The sequence below is a fragment of the Methanobacterium congolense genome, assembly GCF_900095295.1.
Classification (GTDB): Archaea; Methanobacteriota; Methanobacteria; order Methanobacteriales; family Methanobacteriaceae; genus Methanobacterium_C; species Methanobacterium_C congolense.
On the sequence record NZ_LT607756.1, the window covers coordinates 893,330 to 910,376 of the forward strand.

The 17,047-nt window shown below is 35.0% G+C and carries 11 protein-coding genes; 6 read left to right on the plus strand and 5 right to left on the minus strand.

Going from position 1 to position 17,047, the window contains the following annotated elements:
- Positions 1–259: 259 nt before the first annotated feature.
- Entirely contained in the window at positions 260–1,714 is a 1,455-nt protein-coding gene (locus MCBB_RS04230) for a hypothetical protein (protein ID WP_071906591.1), read from the plus strand.
- Positions 1,715–1,877: 163 nt separating this feature from the next.
- On the plus strand, positions 1,878–3,029 hold the full coding sequence (locus MCBB_RS04235) for a hypothetical protein (RefSeq protein ID WP_071906592.1): 1,152 nt from the start codon (positions 1,878–1,880) through the stop codon (positions 3,027–3,029).
- Positions 3,030–3,174: 145 nt separating this feature from the next.
- On the opposite strand, the gene MCBB_RS04240 is transcribed toward MCBB_RS04235, so the two are convergent.
- From MCBB_RS04240 to MCBB_RS04250, 3 genes are read right to left on the minus strand one after another with little or no spacing between them, the layout of a single operon-like run.
- Positions 3,175–5,331, minus strand: a complete 2,157-nt coding sequence (locus MCBB_RS04240) for a DEAD/DEAH box helicase (protein WP_071906593.1) — start codon at positions 5,329–5,331, stop codon at positions 3,175–3,177.
- The gene (locus tag MCBB_RS04245; protein WP_071906594.1) at positions 5,321–6,565 is read right to left on the minus strand and encodes a BREX system ATP-binding domain-containing protein; all 1,245 of its coding nucleotides are present in this window, start codon (positions 6,563–6,565) and stop codon (positions 5,321–5,323) included. The genes MCBB_RS04240 and MCBB_RS04245 overlap by 11 nt, the downstream gene beginning before the upstream one ends.
- A 10-nt stretch (positions 6,566–6,575) precedes the next feature.
- Positions 6,576–7,343: a hypothetical protein gene (locus MCBB_RS04250; RefSeq protein WP_084789765.1), complete on the minus strand. Its 768-nt coding sequence runs from the start codon at positions 7,341–7,343 to the stop codon at positions 6,576–6,578.
- A gap of 175 nt (positions 7,344–7,518) precedes the next feature.
- Here MCBB_RS04250 and MCBB_RS04255 point away from each other — a divergent pair, with 175 nt between their 5' ends.
- Positions 7,519–10,335, plus strand: a complete 2,817-nt coding sequence (locus MCBB_RS04255; protein ID WP_071906595.1) for a hypothetical protein — start codon at positions 7,519–7,521, stop codon at positions 10,333–10,335.
- 13 nt (positions 10,336–10,348) lie between these two features.
- Here MCBB_RS04255 and MCBB_RS04260 read toward each other — a convergent pair whose 3' ends face one another.
- On the minus strand, positions 10,349–10,774 hold the full coding sequence (locus tag MCBB_RS04260; RefSeq protein ID WP_071906596.1) for a YkvA family protein: 426 nt from the start codon (positions 10,772–10,774) through the stop codon (positions 10,349–10,351).
- 255 nt (positions 10,775–11,029) lie between these two features.
- Here MCBB_RS04260 and MCBB_RS04265 point away from each other — a divergent pair, with 255 nt between their 5' ends.
- The 3 genes from MCBB_RS04265 (at position 11,030) to MCBB_RS04275 (ending at position 14,061) form a co-directional block, all read left to right on the plus strand.
- Positions 11,030–12,241: a HEAT repeat domain-containing protein gene (locus MCBB_RS04265; protein WP_071906597.1), complete on the plus strand. Its 1,212-nt coding sequence runs from the start codon at positions 11,030–11,032 to the stop codon at positions 12,239–12,241.
- Positions 12,242–13,038: 797 nt separating this feature from the next.
- Positions 13,039–13,428 (plus strand): DUF2085 domain-containing protein, encoded by a 390-nt coding sequence (locus MCBB_RS04270; RefSeq protein WP_071906598.1) that lies wholly within the window; start codon positions 13,039–13,041, stop codon positions 13,426–13,428.
- A gap of 15 nt (positions 13,429–13,443) precedes the next feature.
- A complete protein-coding gene (locus MCBB_RS04275) occupies positions 13,444–14,061 on the plus strand; it encodes an Ltp family lipoprotein (protein ID WP_071906599.1) in 618 nt (205 codons plus the stop codon).
- Positions 14,062–14,170: 109 nt separating this feature from the next.
- Here the strand turns inward: MCBB_RS04275 and MCBB_RS11860 are convergent, their stop codons facing one another.
- On the minus strand, positions 14,171–16,741 hold the full coding sequence (locus MCBB_RS11860; RefSeq protein WP_084789766.1) for a UvrD-helicase domain-containing protein: 2,571 nt from the start codon (positions 16,739–16,741) through the stop codon (positions 14,171–14,173).
- Positions 16,742–17,047 lie beyond the last annotated feature (306 nt).

Below are 17,047 nucleotides of genomic sequence, written 5' to 3' on the forward strand. Positions count from 1 at the left end.
GACATGTGAAGATTCCTATTATAATTAATAATAAATATAAAGATGTTAATATTTTATTTTTGATTTTGAAGGTTTTTGCATTGAGAAAAATACAAACCACTCTCTTTATAAGAAATCATAAATTTCTTTTCATTGATCAATTGCATCTTAAATGAATAAATTAAACCAATCTAAGTAAGTAAAACCTTTTTATGCATTTATTCTCATACAATCTGTTATGTCTTCAAGTGAAAAGCAGGATCTGCTAAAAACAATTACAATGAAAGAACTTAGAGAGATATGCAAGGTCAATGGGCTTAAAGGTTACTCTAAATATAAACACAACGAATTAATCAAATTTGCAGCTGAAAACCTTAAAATATCTCTTCCAAAGCTTAAAGCTACTGTTGAAGAATTATCTGAACAAAGATTAGTGTCTAAAATCAAAGATTCAGAAGATTACGTTCTAAGAAAGGTTGTTAACATAGAATCCTACGATAATGAATTAATAACAGCCACAGTTGGAAATCATAAGTTGAAGCTTTACAACTTTGGAACTGAAGATTTTTCATATCTATGTGATGGTAAATGTCCAGAGTACATTTACCGTGTGAAACATGGCAGATCTCCCTTTTGTAAACATTATCCTGCAGTTATTGCAGAACTTATCTATGAAGAAAAGTTAGATCCAACTCTAACACAACCCAATTTCATCTCAGGCCAGAGACTGGAAGCAGTACAGGAAATTGTGGAAAAACGAAGAAAAGAGGATGGAATTGTAAAATCATCGGGAAGAAACATTGAAGATTCCCTAAAAAATATCAGAGAAGATATTCTAGAAATTTCATGTAAGAACGATGCTCTGGCACGGGAAAAATATCATGAAACCGCTGAAAAGGTTTTTAAAACCCTGGTGGATGAATGCTTCCAATTACTTGAATATGAAACAGTATTCAACCGGCGTAATGAGGGATGGGACCTTCTTTTGATTGGAACTAACGCACCAAAACCTTACATGGTTGTTGTAAATTGTAAACCTGCTGATTCTGGGAGTTACGGTACCCATAGAAATCCAAATTTTGTGTCCAATTTAAAGAGTCAGTGCATAGACATGTGCAAGGAACAGTTAATGGGAGTTTACAGGGACTACGTGAAGTACATGGTTGTTGTAGCACCTGACTTCAACCAAGACGTTATCCAGTTGATCCCAGAATTCAATGAAATCAGTGGTGGAGTAAAACTTTCACTCTTACCAATATCAACCCTGCTTTACCTTGTGGAAAACTACCGTGAAAATCCAATTCTAACACATTACAACTCAGAATGTCTATTTAAAAAGGACATAATAACAACAGAAGATGTTGATGAACTATTTAAAAAATCTGAGGAACATATTGAAGAACTAACTTCCAAGGCAAGGAAGGTTCTAAGAGACAGGATGACAGAGATATCCAAGCACAACACAGACTCCTGTTACATAAAAATGGATGAAGTTTTTTTACAAAGAACCTTAGAGGAGGTTATCTCAACCCTAAACCCATATCTCCTTAAACAGGGCATGAGCGAGTTTACAGGCGTTAAAAATGTTAACATAAACCACGATTATTACTTACTGTGGGAGAGGGTTTTGAAGGGTTTAACAGAGGAATTCACAGAGATATTGAGGGAACAGTCACTACTCCAAATTCAAAGATCCGCCTTAAAGGAAGATGTTATCAGATATTTGGGGATATAAGTCTTATTTTCCCTTTTTAAACATTTATTCTAATTTTTCATTTAGAATTCATTTGATATCATTTATCTAGATTTATCCTTAAGTATTCAATAGTAAAGGTTATTTTTTAAAAGTTTTATATAAACACTTAAATCTTAGAACAGCTTAAAATCATGTGATTGACATGAATGAAGAAAATAATGCAATGAACTCCGAAGTATTAGATGAGAATGTATTAGCTTACCTTGCAGGGGTTTATGAGTCTAGTGGAGGTGTATTTCTCCAACCACAAAGCAGTATGGTACTCTACATAAATGGGTATTATGACTATCTATTAACCCTTAAAAACATTATAAAAATGGATTCTAGTATTATTTCAACTCCGAATTACCGTTTACATATCTATGGAGATTTAGCCTGTGAATTCTTAAAAAATGTGTACCCCTATTTAATAAGTACCAGGGATCAGGCCAGATTACTAATTGAATATGGAGAACATATCAAAGCTAGAAAAGGCTCTAGAATTGATTCGAAAGAGAAAAATTATCGTCTCGAAGTTGCAAAAAAACTTAAAAGTTCCAAATTCGAGAAGGGTATTGATCTGAGTCACGTGGATGAGTGGATAACCAATTACTTCATAGGATTTTTTGATTCCAAGGCCAAACTCAATATAAAGAATAATAATAATGATTATTGGCTCAACATCAGTTTAAACGTACAAAACGAAGAATTGGCTTTATTTTTACAAGAAATCTATGATATTGGCCATATTTATCAAGCAAGAAACTCTATTAAATGGGATTTAAACTATGGTGAAGCTTACGATCTGTTAAGGGATATCAATCCTTATTTAATTGGCAAAAGAAAACATTCTGAGATCTGTTTAAAATTTCATAGATACTTTCAAGAGGCACAAAAACCTTTGAAGGATGAAGAAATTCAATTCATTGAAGGTTTAAAGGATGATCTTAAAAATTTGAAGAAGTTAAATTCCTCGAAGGGAAAAACTTCAAATGGAACTAAGGTACTTATGAGCCTAATGGTCTGTGAAGATCTTGTAGAATCCATGGATAAACTCATATCTAAATCAGAAAATAGTTTAAATTACAATGGCATTGTTAAAAATTCAATAAGATATGTGAAGCTAAATGAATACAGGTTACATAACTTCAAATCCAAGATATGTGAAAATAAACTGAAAAACCATCAGTTAGGTCTAAACCTTGAAAATGATTTAATTGAATTTGTTAACCAAAAATCTTCCAATCGGAGTGAATTCATCAGGACTGCAATGGAAATCTATTTGGAGGATATAAAACTTTTAAATGGGATATAAATAAATTAAAATTAATTTTTTAATTTTTAATCGTTTCTTAATTTCAAGTTCCTTAATTTAACTGTTCTTTTCACCTGCTTATCCCATATATTCTCATAGATTTATTTAAATTAATAAGCAAGTTCAGATTTTGTGATGTCAATCTTCATCTCCAATCCTTAAAATTAGTGGAACCAATGAGTTCAACTGAATTCTCACTCACAAGCTTGATGAGATCCTCTGGACTGTAAAGAAGTTCCATTTTAAGCTTAGCATTGTCCTCATATGGCAAATAATTTATGAATTTGTTTTTAACGAATTTTCCACTTTTTTCATGGATTATGGTGTCTATTTCAGGTTCATTGAGTACGTCCTTAATGTTGGCCATAACTTCTTGAATCATGTTGAAGCTTAAATTTTCCCTGAATTTAAAGGATGAAAAGTAAGCATTGTCTTTTACTTCGTATATGTCATGATAAAGTCTGAAAATTGTGGATAGGAGTGCATTAGCCTTTAAACCTCCAAATGTGTATATATAAACCTGGTTTGAATCTATTTCAACGGGAATTATTCCCTCTTTAAAACCCACAGAATCGGCATGTTCAATGTATTCATGGATCTTATCCTGTGAAGGTTCATCAAAAGTCTTAAGAAGGTCTTCATCGTAGTTTCCAAGGAGAATCTCGTAGATTCGTCTACTTATCAAATGATCCACAACTGCACCTTCAGATATCCAATCTGGAACATTTCCCTTAGGTCCCCTTTGAACTTTAACATTGAATCGTTTGTGGTCGATGTCCTTGACTATCCATGGAACACCTCCTAAAATGAATTTAGTTCCCTCTTGGAGGAAGTGTACAACAAAAAGTAGATCCAGAGAACCTATATTTTTAACACCTTCACGAACAGTGTACTCCATATTGGGACAGAACACACTGTAAAAGCTCATGAAGTTACGTTTACCAAATTTCTTCTCGAAGTTGTAACCCAAACTCAGATTTCCATTCATGTTATGAACAAATTCCCTCTCTTCCATGTTCTCAACTATGGATTTAAAATCTTCTTTGGTTATCTTTGAGAATACATAACTATCCTTTAAACTATTGAAAAGTTCACTTTGTTTTATTTTACCTTTTTCAAATATTGAACTTAACATCTGATGAAAATAGATATCTTTGGGTTTTTCAGGAATTTTTATGTCCTCTATACGGTTTTCACTGATTAAACCGATCTCAGCCAGGGTTATGAAGATCTCCTCATCCCACTTGTAAAAGACTATGGATCGTTGTTTCTTGGATTTTCTTCCACTCCTCCCCACTCTCTGCAAAAAAGAGCTTACATTGTATGTGGGTCTGATTTGAACCACAATATCGATATTTCCAATGTCTATACCCAGCTCCAGGGTGCTGGTACTTATCATAAATCCATCCTTCAGGTGTTTGAACTTTTTTTCACTATCCTCACGTTCGTCACGATCGATGGAGGAGTGATGTATGTAAATGTTCTTTATTTTAAGGGCTCTTTTTAATAAATTGTAATATCTCTCAGCATCCTTTCTTGAATGGACAAATATGAGGATCTTCCGGCCAACGTACCTCTTTAAAACCTCACAAATATCTGTATCTGAACCACAGAGAACTTTGTAATCAAAGGGCCTTTTTGAAGGATCAGTTACGATCTTGGCAGGTTTATCTGGATTTAACCATTTAGAAACAGTTTCAGGATTTCCCACAGTAGCTGATAATCCCACAATTGAGACAGAATCGTTAAAATAAGCTTTCATTCGATTTATGATGGAGTTGAGTTGTGTTCCACGGTCAGATTCTACGAAGTAGTGTATCTCATCCACTATCACGTACTTCACATTCTTAAAAATCCTCTCCTTTTCCTCGGAGGATTTGTTCATGAAAATAACTTCAAGGGATTCAGGGGTTATTAAAAGTATGTCAGTTGGATTTTTAATGAATGCCCTTTTTTTAGTGCCCGGAACATCTCCATGCCATTTGGTAACTTCTAGATTGAAATGATTGCACCAGTTTTCAATTCTTTCGTGCATATCATTTATAAGGGCCTTTAGTGGGGATACGTAGATGACACTAACAGGTTCTAAATGGTTCGTGATGATATCATCGAAGATGGGAATGAGTACTGCTTCAGTTTTACCTGAAGCAGTTGGTGCAATAACCAATGTATCATTCTTTTCTTTGATCACTGGAATGGCCTGTTCTTGAATGGGATTCAGGCTCTTCCACTTCAATCGATTCCCAAGGAAGCCCTTCATCCTGCTGTTTAAAAGTTCAACAGCAGAGTCGTTACCAGTCATCTTCTAACGCTTCTAACTCTGTTTCTTTTTCTTCAAAGACCTTCAAGATATCTTTATCTGTGCTGAACTCATTTGGGTTTTGTTGTACTGTATCCAGGACACTGACGAATGATCGGATGAATACTCTTGGTGTGACCCTTCCTCCGGTTAATCCTGCATTTTCTTCATGTGTAATGACAATTTCTTCAATCATAGGACTTATCTTTTCCTTGGCATTCCATTCAAACACTTCTTCGTGCATGATCATGAGTCTTCCAGCTATATCCATTAGATCATCCTTTTCAAATCCTTCAAGGGTGAGCACAGGTTTTCTCAAATCCTTAAGGGAAGTATCCAGGGCATCTTGTATTCTATCGTAAAGAGCACCATAAGCTGGAACTCCCAACTTAGGATCATCAAAGAATTGAGGGGTTCCAGCAAATACGAAGAGTGTGTTTTGAAAGTTACCTAAATTGCATTCATCATATATGTCCCTGATGTAATTGTAAGCGGTATCTCTAAGTTTCTTCATATTTAAGTTCATGATGTACTCTGTTTCATCTATCAAGATAACCAATCCAGAGTATCCAATGGATTTTATGAAGGCTGCAAGTGCTTCTAAGAATTTAAAGGTGTTTTCACGGTCTATATCTCCTTTAACACCAAATTTTCTTTTCTCTGTGAATGGTATGTTGGAGTCTCCCCTTAACCATGATTGAGCATATTTTGCTGTTTCATAATCACCCGCGTTCATGGCCTTCTGATAATTTTCTATTGCAACCACGAATGGATTGGAATGTTCACGTGCCATTTCTAGATCGTTCTGCATATTCTCAGTAACGATCAAATTCTGTTTCACAGGATCTGTGGTCTCATTGAATGCCATCATTTTGAGCTTGGTTATCCATCTTTCGATTATGTGTTCAAGGGATGTTCCGGTTTTACATTTGAGATTTTTTGCAATGTTTTTGTACACAACTTCGATCTTGTTGAAGGGCACATCTCTATTCAATGTAACCTTTGAAACAACGAAATTATCCTCAAATGCAATTTCTTCAACGACCTTCAGGAAAAAGGATTTACCTGAACCAAATTCTCCATTTATGAATTTGGTTATGGCTTTTCCTTCACCTGTTTTTTTGAGTAAATATTTAAACTCTTCTATCTCCTTTTCCCTACCAATACAGACTTCTGATGCACCATTTGCTGGAACGTTCCCATTTTTCATAGCCATTATTATATCTTCGTAATCCATAGAATACCACCTACTCCAAACTTATGTAACTAAAATTCCTCTTTTTGCCCAAACGATTATATAAAGCCACAAATTTATCTGGATCCCGTGAAGGATTATGTTTAAAACCTAACTTCCATGCATTTCTGGCATAGAACTCCTCAATTTCATCATAACTTTTTGATATACCATATTCATTTAGAAGCTTCTTCAGGAGTTTGATGAATGATTTAATTTCAAATTGATTCCTTTTCTCAGTTCTTTTTATAACATTGTATAATCCATTGATTGAATTTAAAAGGAAATCTTCCATTGTAAAGGACACATTCTCGAAATATGCAGGATATTCCTTGGTCAAACTTACTTTACGAAGTATAGCTTTAAAATCTTCCTCAGTTATCTCTTTATATTCTGATTTAAAGTCATTTGCTGGTTTTTCTTTATTTTTGACAAATTCTAGATCATTTGCCATATCTTTAGCAACCAGTGGATCCGTGAAGTATTTCATCCCCTTGAGTTTTAATTTTTTTGGACTACAGTAGTGATTGTAAATGGTTTTATTGTCTAAATAAGCCTCCTTAACCATGGTGTATGCAATAAAGCGAATATTCTTTTGCTTATCAAGATCTAACGTTGAAAATAAAATAATTTTATCGTTGGCTTTAATATCTTTTAGAGTTTTACTGTGTTTCTTTTCAGAACCTAACGTTTTTGACCTATCTAATTGTCTTAATAAGCCTTTATCGAACTTATGAACCCAATACCTAGGTTCATGAGATACATTCTCGCGGTCATTCAATCTATTTTGATTTATACTTCCCCCTCCCCTGAACTCGTCGATAAAACACAAATGTAATAATTTATTTACCTATATCTTATATTAAACATATTAATGATTAGTCCTATTATAAAATAGTAGGTCATTACAATTAACTCCTTAACATATTGACTCACAGATCATGAGAGATAATAATATGAAATTAAACGTCTTAGAAAATCCAAGTAGCATTAAAATATCTGATAACAACTTTTTTAGGTTATTAAAGGATTCTTCAGTTAAATTTGGTAGAATTAGTGTTATTTATGAATTTTTTGATGGTTTTGGAGTGCGGAATTTCCATGAAGATGTGAATGTGTACCGTTTGAAGGAAAAAAATATCTGGTTTTCACACACTCAAAAGGACAAAAGATCACTCTACGCATTTGGGCTTAATGAACCTAAACTGAATGATTCAAACCTTCCCCTTTGTGTTCTTGACTTTTCTATGGAAGGTTTAGAGAAAAACACTATTGCAACCTTTGCAGAAGATGAGGATAACAACCCCTTCGTTTTAATCAGGGTAAATTATCCTGAGTTAAGAGGAAGGCCATTCAATGGAGTTTTAATTGAAAAGGAAAGGATCAAAGTCCTTGAAGGTAACAAGAAGAGATACTTCATTAGTCTTGGTCAACTAGATAGTTCTAATTTTCTTGAAAATATTGAAGAGTTCCTTGAGGAGATGGATCGTATAACACCTACAGATTTGGATGATAACTTAGGATCAGAAAATACTGATAAAAAGGAAAATAATGGTAGCTATTGTGTTTTATGTGGTAAAATATTGCCTGAACTTGAAAAAACACAGTATCCTGAATTAAATCTTTTTCTGAATGAAAACCCGGATGTATGTCAAGATTGTTTGGAAGAACTTTATGCTGGTAGGGCCCTGAAGGATATAATGGAGTTAATATCCATAAAACTTTTCAACGAGAAAAGTCTCCTAAAAAGGGTGGACAATCCTGATCTCTTCAAATCATATCTATACGTTTTAAAAAAACAGGTTATTGTTAAGGAGTTCACACGGGATGTTTACATTTTCAACAATGAAAAGGACGTAGATGAACTAGTCAATAAATATGCAAAATTTGCAGCTAAAAACTTGGATACAGATGTTAATTCAGATTCAGACCTTTCAAATGATTTAGATGTTGATGTTTCTTCAAATTCCAATATTTCAGAAGATTTAAGTTCAGAGGATGTTTCAGAAGACATAAATAAAAACATTCCTTCAAATGATGTTAATTCGAATGAAGATACTTCTTTGGGCATAAAATATTCAGATGAGAATCTTTCTTTAAATAAGGATGATTCAGATAAGTTGGATGTGGATGTTTCATCAGATGCAGATGAAACTGCTTCAAATCATGTAGATAAGAAAGTATGTGCGTTGTGTGGTTTGGAGTTACCATCAGAAGATTTTTGTAAATCTGATTCTTCACCAGATAATCTCGCAACGAAATGTAAGAAATGTTCTAGGAAGTCCTATGCAGTCACAGCTTTGGAGGAAATTATGGAGTACACTGAGCCGGATACTCCATTCAATAAGGAAGACCTTTTAAAACAATGTGATAATCGTATGAAGTTTCTGGATTATATCTGGACTTTACAGGAGTTTGATCTAATAAGTCAAGATGAAAAACAAGATTCATACACCTTAAATCCGGAAGAGGAATTAAATAGTTTTATAGAGAAATATGGTGACAAAAAACCAGAAATAATTACATCAGAGATTGCAGAACCTTCTAAACAAAAACAAACAAAGAAAATAATAAAGGAATGTGAGATATGTGGCAAGAAATTACCAGTATCCCAATTCTATGCCTCTACAACATCTGAGGATGGTTACAACTCAAAATGTAAAGAGTGTTCTAAAAAATCCCATGCTATAACCGCTTTGGAAGAGATCAAAGCTTACATTGAGCCAGATACTCCCTTCGATAAAGATGATCTCCAAAATCAATTCGAAGATAGAATGAAGTTTTTGGATTACTTATGGACTCTACAGGAATTTGATTTAATAATACATGATGAAAAATTGGATGTTTATGCTTTAAACTCTGAAGATAAATTAAATTCATTTATAGAAAAATATGGGGATAAAACTGAGGAAGAACAAGAAGAAACCGTAGAACCTGAAGCATTAAAACCTGAAGTACCACTCCCTCAAGTAAAAAATCCATATGAAAAAAAGCTTCTTGATGATGGGTTTAAGGAATGTGAATTATGTGGTAAAAGGTTACCCCTATCGAATTTTTACAAATCCTCAACAACTGAAGATGGATACGTTGGAAAGTGTAAGGAATGTTCAGAAAAAACCAATGCAATGAAAGCATTGAATGAAATCCAGGATTACGTTGAAGTTGGAAAACCCTTTGATAAAAGTGAACTATTAAAACAAATTGATAATCCTGTAAAGGTCAACTATTACATATGGACACTTCAAGAGCAGAATTTATTGGAGTATAATCCAAAGACAGGAACTTACACCTTGGAAATAAATGACCAATTCAAAGAGTATCAAGATTTAGTGAATGAAATATCAGACGATAGATCAGATTCAGAAAAACCAGAAGAAGTCTCTGAGAAAGATTCTTCAACAGTTCCTAATGAAAACGATCCTTTAACGGTTGTAGATGTTCCCGATGAAGATCTAACTCTCGAAGAAGAAACTTCCAAAGAAGAAGATTCCATCTTAAGTCCTGTTAAGAAAGAAATCATCTATGTTTCAGATGTCAATGGATCCCCTATCAATATCTTGATGAAGGGGATAATTGAAAATGAAAAAATAATGTCCACTTTAAATGAGTTAGGACCTGTTATTTCTTCAAATGTAAAAAAGCTTCTCATAAACTGTTATATGGAAAATTATTCAGAGATAATGATAGATCTGGAAGTGAAGGATGGTTCAGTTGAGGAGCTATTGAGTTTCCTGGAAGGAGAAAATTGGAGTAACGTCAATTACAACAAATGAATTCCCTATTTTTTTACTCCTTCAGTCCCACGTAACTCAGAATAATATCAGTTTTATCCTCAAGAACCTCTAAAGATTTGTCATAACACTCTTCAACCACGGATTCAAGGTTTCCTTTTCCCTTCCAATGCTTTTTTAAGCATTCGTATCCTAATTCATCTGCAATCCTCTTAATAACGTAGGTTGTGATGTAAATGTCATCTATGTATCCGTAGGGACCGTATACCTGTTCTGGAATTATATCCATGGGCACAACGTAGTAGGCGATGGCAGCACTTATTTCAAGTCTTAACTCTTTACTGATACTATTTTCTTCAAGCATTTCAGTTAATAGTTTGAAAAGTTTAGGGCCATGATCAATGAATGAAGCATATTCACCTTGATATGATTCTAAGTTTTCAGATAGTACGTCATAGAAATCTTTAAATTGATTTTCCATATTTTTCACCTTTTAAAGATATAATCAATTATTCTATAGTATTATCTAAACTTAAATAAGTTTATTCCTTAATTTTTAACGATTCAGGTTTCATTTGGATGATATTCTAACACTTTTTCCAGAATTTTAATTGTTAGTTAATAAAGTATTATGGATAAATTTCTTCTTTGTTAAAAAACAAGCTTCTCTGAAACTTATTAAATTTCCTATAAATTTATATCCTCCATCTGAAATATTACGAGTAGAGATGATCCTATGTCATACCTTATCTGCGAACAATGCAATGTCTACTACGAAGTTAATTCAGAGGAAGAAATCACAAAATTTGGTAACTGTGAATGTGGAAACCCCTTAAACTACTACGAATCCTTAGAGCTTTATCTGAAGGGAAGAGGGAAAATCAAAAGGCTTCCACAGCATGACAGCATAATTGGAGAATTACTGGATTTCTATGAATCAACAGTGCTTAAGATAATCCTCTACGCTGTTAAGGAACTTCCCAATGATATGGCAAGGGGCAGAGTTGTAGGCTTTCTCAGGGGATCAAAATCCTCATTCATAGTGGATGAAAACCTGAACCAGCTGAAAACCTACTCAGTACTCTCAGGCGTATCCCGAAAGAAGATGGATAAACTCATGGAGATCCTTGTTGAAAAGAAGTTTCTAAAAACCAGAACAGTGGATGAATATCCAAACAACGATGTTGTATCATTAACTGATGAAGGCAACAGCTTCATATTCAACAAAGAATCATTAGATATGGGATTATTTGAAAACAAGAATGTTGATCTGATGATTGGTGTTGATGAGGAGCTTTACAGTAAACTGAGAAGCCTGAGAAATCGCATAGCAGAAGATATTGAAATGCCAGCTTACATCGTTTGTGCCAATGCACCACTCATTGAGATGGCAAGAAAAATGCCGGTCAGCCAGGAAGCCATGATTTCAATCAAGGGTATTGGTAAAAAATTCATGGAAAACTACGGAGAAAACTTCTTAAATCTTATCAGGGATTACAAATCTGGAAAAACAGTTTACATTCCTAATAATAAAAGAAAACATCAGAAAAAGAATGAAAAACCACCTGAAATTCAGGATCCATTCGATTTTCACAGCATAATCCTGAAAGATCCTCGTAACATTATGCGAACCCATACAGCTTTTCTTTTAGGTGAAACTAGGGACAGCAAACACGTTGATGTTTTATGTCAGGCAACAAAGGATGATGACGGCAATGTTAGACGTTTAGCTGCAGCTGCACTGGGTAAAATTGGTGATAAACGTGCTGAAGATGCATTGATAGATCTTCTGAATGATCCAAAGCCTCAGGTACGGCAGTATGCAGCAACTTCACTTGGGAAGATAAAATCTAGAAAGGCATTACCTTACCTTAGAAAATTGGATAACGATCCAGTTGTTTATGTTCAGGAAAAGGCGGAATGGGCTATTCAAAAAAATAAGAAATGATTAAATTGAGATTTTTTGGCTAAGTTCAGATTGTGTGATGTTTTTTTCCACATAAAGATCCGCCAGACTTTATTTTATCACTTTTTACTGATAATTCCATTTGGATAATATATAAGTTTTAGTCTCAAAATTGGATAAACAACATTGCTATTGTTTAGTACATTTTTGTATAAAATCAATCATGAATGTATAAAATAAAGCATATACATTTTTCCGACATTCAAAATTAAGTTACAATAAATGAAAAATAAAGAACATTTAATGGTTTATTTTTCTTTTATTTCATTAAGTAATTCGTTTGAATCTTTATTCAGTACATTATAAATTATATCAATGTTTTTATATCTTGCAAGTCTAATCTCTTTCTTAATTCTATTTTAGTAGTTGGATTATTAATAATATCGCCATTTTTAGGTGCAATTATAGCCTCATATTCAAGTAATGAATAAAAATGGTTTTTTAAATGGAATGTTGTCTATTCTTTTTCTTATAATTGCTATGTTAGCATTTGAAGCTATATTTTTTAATCCGGGAAGTTCTTTCTTTAATTATCTAATAGCACCTATGTGTTTCATAATTTTTGGAATACTTGGAAGTTTAGTAGGAGTATTTTAAAAAAGGATCCATTAGCTTTAAAATTATTTTTAAATTTTAAAACAAATATAAGGATTATTAGAACTTTTACTGCATTTCGAATATAAGATATTTATATATTTATTTGGAGTAATATAATCCCTTCTATTTTCTTGTAATAGTAAATATTATTTAACAGCATAACTGACATATTATTGGTCATTATGAGAAGTCAAAATTCTAAAGATTTAGATATATTATCTAATAATAAAATAAAAGATATTCAGGGATCATTTATATGTCATAGGTTACCTGAGAGAACTTTTAAGGTAAAAGGACATTATTTTCCAGTTTGTTCGAGATGTACAGGGGCATATATTGGGGCATTTTCTTATTTTATTTTTGTTTATTTTTTTTATGTCCAATACGATATTACAATAATTTTAACAGCAATTCTAATGATACTACCTATGTTTTTAGATGGTATAACTCAGTTATTTAGTTTTAGAGTAAGTAATAATGCTCTAAGATTTACAACAGGGTTAATTGCAGGGATTGGGCTTGGAATTTTGGCTAAAGTTTTTAAATATTTTTTAATTGGCTTAATAAATTAGTGGAGAGGTATAAAATTGACAAAGATTTGTCCAAAATGTAATAAAATGAATAAAGACACTGCAAAGTTTTGTGAAGGATGTGGTACTGAATTACCTGCATCCGAACAGGTTAAACAGACAAGCTCATCTGGAGGGGTAATGGGCTTTTGGAATAAACAAAGTTCAAGAGGTAAACTTGGTATTGGTATAGGTGGTATTTGTTGTATAGGATTAATTTTAATTGTTGCAATATCTGCATTTATGGCACCAGATGCTACAACTACCACTACAAGTCCTAATACTACTCCTACATCTTCTTCTACACCATCTACAGATACCTCAACTAATAGTTCAGGTACAAGTGTAACTGCGGGTCAAGAACAAGCAGCAAAAATGGCTCAAAGCTACTTAGATAGCCAGGCGTTTTCACGATCTGGATTAATTGAACAGCTCAAATATGAAGGATTTACACAACAGGAAGCTGAATACGGAGTAGATCAAACTGGTGCTGACTGGAATGAGCAAGCAGCAAAAATGGCTCAAAGCTACTTAGATAGCCAGGCGTTTTCACGATCCGGATTAATTGAACAGCTCGAATATGAAGGATTTACACGCCAGCAAGCTGAATACGGAGTCCGGACCGCGGGATTGTAATATATAAAACGTATGCCTGGTGATGTTTTTTCCTTTTTCAGAAAGAAAAATCCAAGGCCCTATCTATTTTTTAAACATATCTATTTTTTTAAAAAATCTGAACCCTCCTTCACCCAACCAACCTCAAAACCCCTTCCAACCTGTCAAAGGGCACTAATATTTCAGGTTCTTTGTCGTAGTGGTAGGAGTTGTACCTTGCAAGTCCTGTCTCCTCATTCTTACCGTTGTAGAAGTAACAAACATCATCCACGTTTATGAAAAGGGGTAGAAATTCCAGATGATCCTTCCTGCTGCTCGTTGCCAGGTAAAGCTTGCTGTTGTCCAGTGGAGAGTTACTGTCCAGGTTCATGGGCCTGAAGGGGGATCTGGTTGTCATGTACCTCTTAACTGTGTAACTGTACTCACCATTCTCCATTGTGCCCTGAACCGGGATCACCAGGAAGCTGTACCTGTAAACATCCTGGAGAATATCCCTGACCTTGAAGAGATCCTTCAGGAGAACCTTGTACCTCTTATGGTACTCATCCTCTGAAACTCGTGGACCATGACCCTCCCACACGTTACGGTGCTTTGAAACCTCCTTAAGTAACATGACAAGTTCAAAATTTGATAAACTTTCCAGAAATTCAACCTTAGGGTTTCCAAAGAATTTAAGGCAATTATCACGTCTGTAACTGTTTATGAGTTGGTTTCGAAGGATGGATGCCATGTTGTAGTAGAGGTTGTTCCAGATACCGAAGGATGGTTTTTCAAACCAGTCCTCACGGTACTCCTTCTCCTTTTGGAGGTAAGCTGAAACTTCCCTTTCAAAGAATATTCTGTCCGTTGCGAATCCACTGAGGATCAGGTTGAAGTTGAACTCTGAGAGGGCTTCAAAGAAGTTCAGAAGGTACTTCACCTTGTGTTCGTAGTTGAAACTGCTGACACCGGCCCAGAGTATGGAAGCCAGTGGATATGGTAGTGTTTCCATCCAGGCTTCAAGTTCGTACCCATTAAGATCCTCTTCAACCTCCTCCAGGATTTCATCTTCCTCAAATTCTCTTCCAAAATCCCAGTACCTCTCATTTGCATTGAGGACTATGAGATTTTCAAGGGTTCGGGTCATGGCTGTGTAAACAATGGAATCCAGGTTTTCATCTCCAGCCCAGTCTGTGGGCACAAGCATGATAACATTTTTAGCCTCCCAGCCCTTGAATTTGTGTATGGTACTGATCCTCAAACGTCCATTACCTGAAACAAAGGTTTTTTTGTTACGCCACTTCTTACCCTCAACGAAAACATGGTCAACATCAACCCCCATCCCCTTGAAGAACTCAACGAGTTCAATACCTGTACTGTTTTTAGGGACCAGTATAACGATTTCAGAGTTGTCCTTAACTCCCAGCTTCTTTATGGTGTTGTAGGCTTCCATAACATCAGAGAGCCAGTTTCCCATCTGGATGTTCCTCCACTGGAAGATTTTAGAGTCCTTGAGAAGTGTGGCCTGGGAGAAATCCATATGAACCGACTGATCCAAGCCGTATTCTTCACTGAACCTGTTTGAAACCTGAGCTATCTCCTTGGGAAGTCTGTAAACAGTGTTCAACTCTGGCCATTTTCCCCTGAACTTCACTTTACCCTTGAAGTCTCCCATGTTGTCGATCCAGTTCAGCTCCCTATCGTAGACATTCTGTTTCTTATCACACACGAAGAAGAGTTCGTCACGTCCATTCAGAAACTGTGATAGGAGATGGTACCAGTCCCATTCATAGTCCTGACCCTCATCTATGAGTATGGAATCGAATTTGAACTTCTCTATGTCACGATCCTTGATTGAATAATCAACTATGAAGGGTGCATCGTTGATATCATCCATTGGAACCATGAGCTCATTTAGAATGTCACGGCAGAACCCATGAAAGTGTCTGAAGGTTACGTTGGACCATTCAAAGTTGTAGGGTGTTTTATCCACGATACTCCTGATGTAGTACCACAAGGTTCTGTTGTAGGTGATGACCAGCACTTTATGGCCCTCTGCAGCAAGTTGAGCTGCTCTGTAAGCCACAACCAGTGTTTTTCCACTGCCTGCTGATCCTCTAAGCCTTTTATGTCCGGGCTGTGGTTTTGAACGTTTCTTCTGTTCGTCTGTTAGTTCAAGATCGGTGCGTTTTTCCCTGTGGTAGGGTGGTTTCAGCCATGATTCAAGTTCGTCTGCCCATTCACTCTCCATGAACTTGCTGGTGGTATATTCAACACCCGGCAGGATCTCACCCAGACCAACCTCATCCAGGTCATCGTAACCCCCAGCAGCAAGGTAAGGATAATCTGAGTACCTTTCACGCACCTCTTCCCCTCCCAGATCATGGATGTAAACCCCAATTTGAGTAACAACGAATATTTTAGGGTTGACATCCATCTTCTCAGCCATATCTGGTACCAGTTCCTGAATGATTTTGTTCCTGTAGTAGTCAAGCTGTTTTTTATCCATTTCAGGACTGACACTTTCTGATAAGCTTTCCATGACCCTGTAGATCATGAATCCCTTATCAGGGTTTAGGAGTATCAGGTCTGGGTAGGATCCATTCAAACATGGTTCAACAAATATCTTCCAGTTTTCAGGAATATAATTATCTAAAAAAGAAATTAACGCTCTTTTTGCCGGGTTTAATTCATCTTCCAGCTCCTCCCATGAAGGATACATCCTATCTAAATCTATAAATGCCAGGCCCCCTACCTTTGTCTAATCTGAACAGTATAATTACTGGATATCACTAAACATTCTATGATTTCCACTTATATTTATACCTTGGTAGCTAAAATTTATACGGTAGTAACTAAATCTATGAAAACAAGTCTAACTGTGATTGGATTGGAATTGAACTCTCTTGGATCCTCTCAAAACTAGGTTTTTACAGTCTTTAATTCCACATATTCCATCATCGGAAGTTACACTCCTAAAAACAATTACAACCCTCAAATAATCATATAAACGTTATTTATATAACTT

Bases quoted from the DNA above. Each gene is read 5' to 3' on its own strand.
- MCBB_RS04230 (WP_071906591.1), top strand. From the start codon at position 260: ATGAAAGAACTTAGAGAGATATGCAAGGTCAATGGGCTTAAAGGTTAC.
- MCBB_RS04235 (WP_071906592.1), top strand. From the start codon at position 1,878: ATGAATGAAGAAAATAATGCAATGAACTCCGAAGTATTAGATGAGAAT.
- MCBB_RS04245 (WP_071906594.1), bottom strand. From the start codon at position 6,565: ATGGATTACGAAGATATAATAATGGCTATGAAAAATGGGAACGTTCCA.
- MCBB_RS11860 (WP_084789766.1), bottom strand. From the start codon at position 16,741: ATGTATCCTTCATGGGAGGAGCTGGAAGATGAATTAAACCCGGCAAAA.
- MCBB_RS04240 (WP_071906593.1), bottom strand. From the start codon at position 5,331: ATGACTGGTAACGACTCTGCTGTTGAACTTTTAAACAGCAGGATGAAG.
- MCBB_RS04270 (WP_071906598.1), top strand. From the start codon at position 13,039: ATGAGAAGTCAAAATTCTAAAGATTTAGATATATTATCTAATAATAAA.
- MCBB_RS04255 (WP_071906595.1), top strand. From the start codon at position 7,519: ATGAAATTAAACGTCTTAGAAAATCCAAGTAGCATTAAAATATCTGAT.
- MCBB_RS04260 (WP_071906596.1), bottom strand. From the start codon at position 10,774: ATGGAAAATCAATTTAAAGATTTCTATGACGTACTATCTGAAAACTTA.
- MCBB_RS04265 (WP_071906597.1), top strand. From the start codon at position 11,030: ATGTCATACCTTATCTGCGAACAATGCAATGTCTACTACGAAGTTAAT.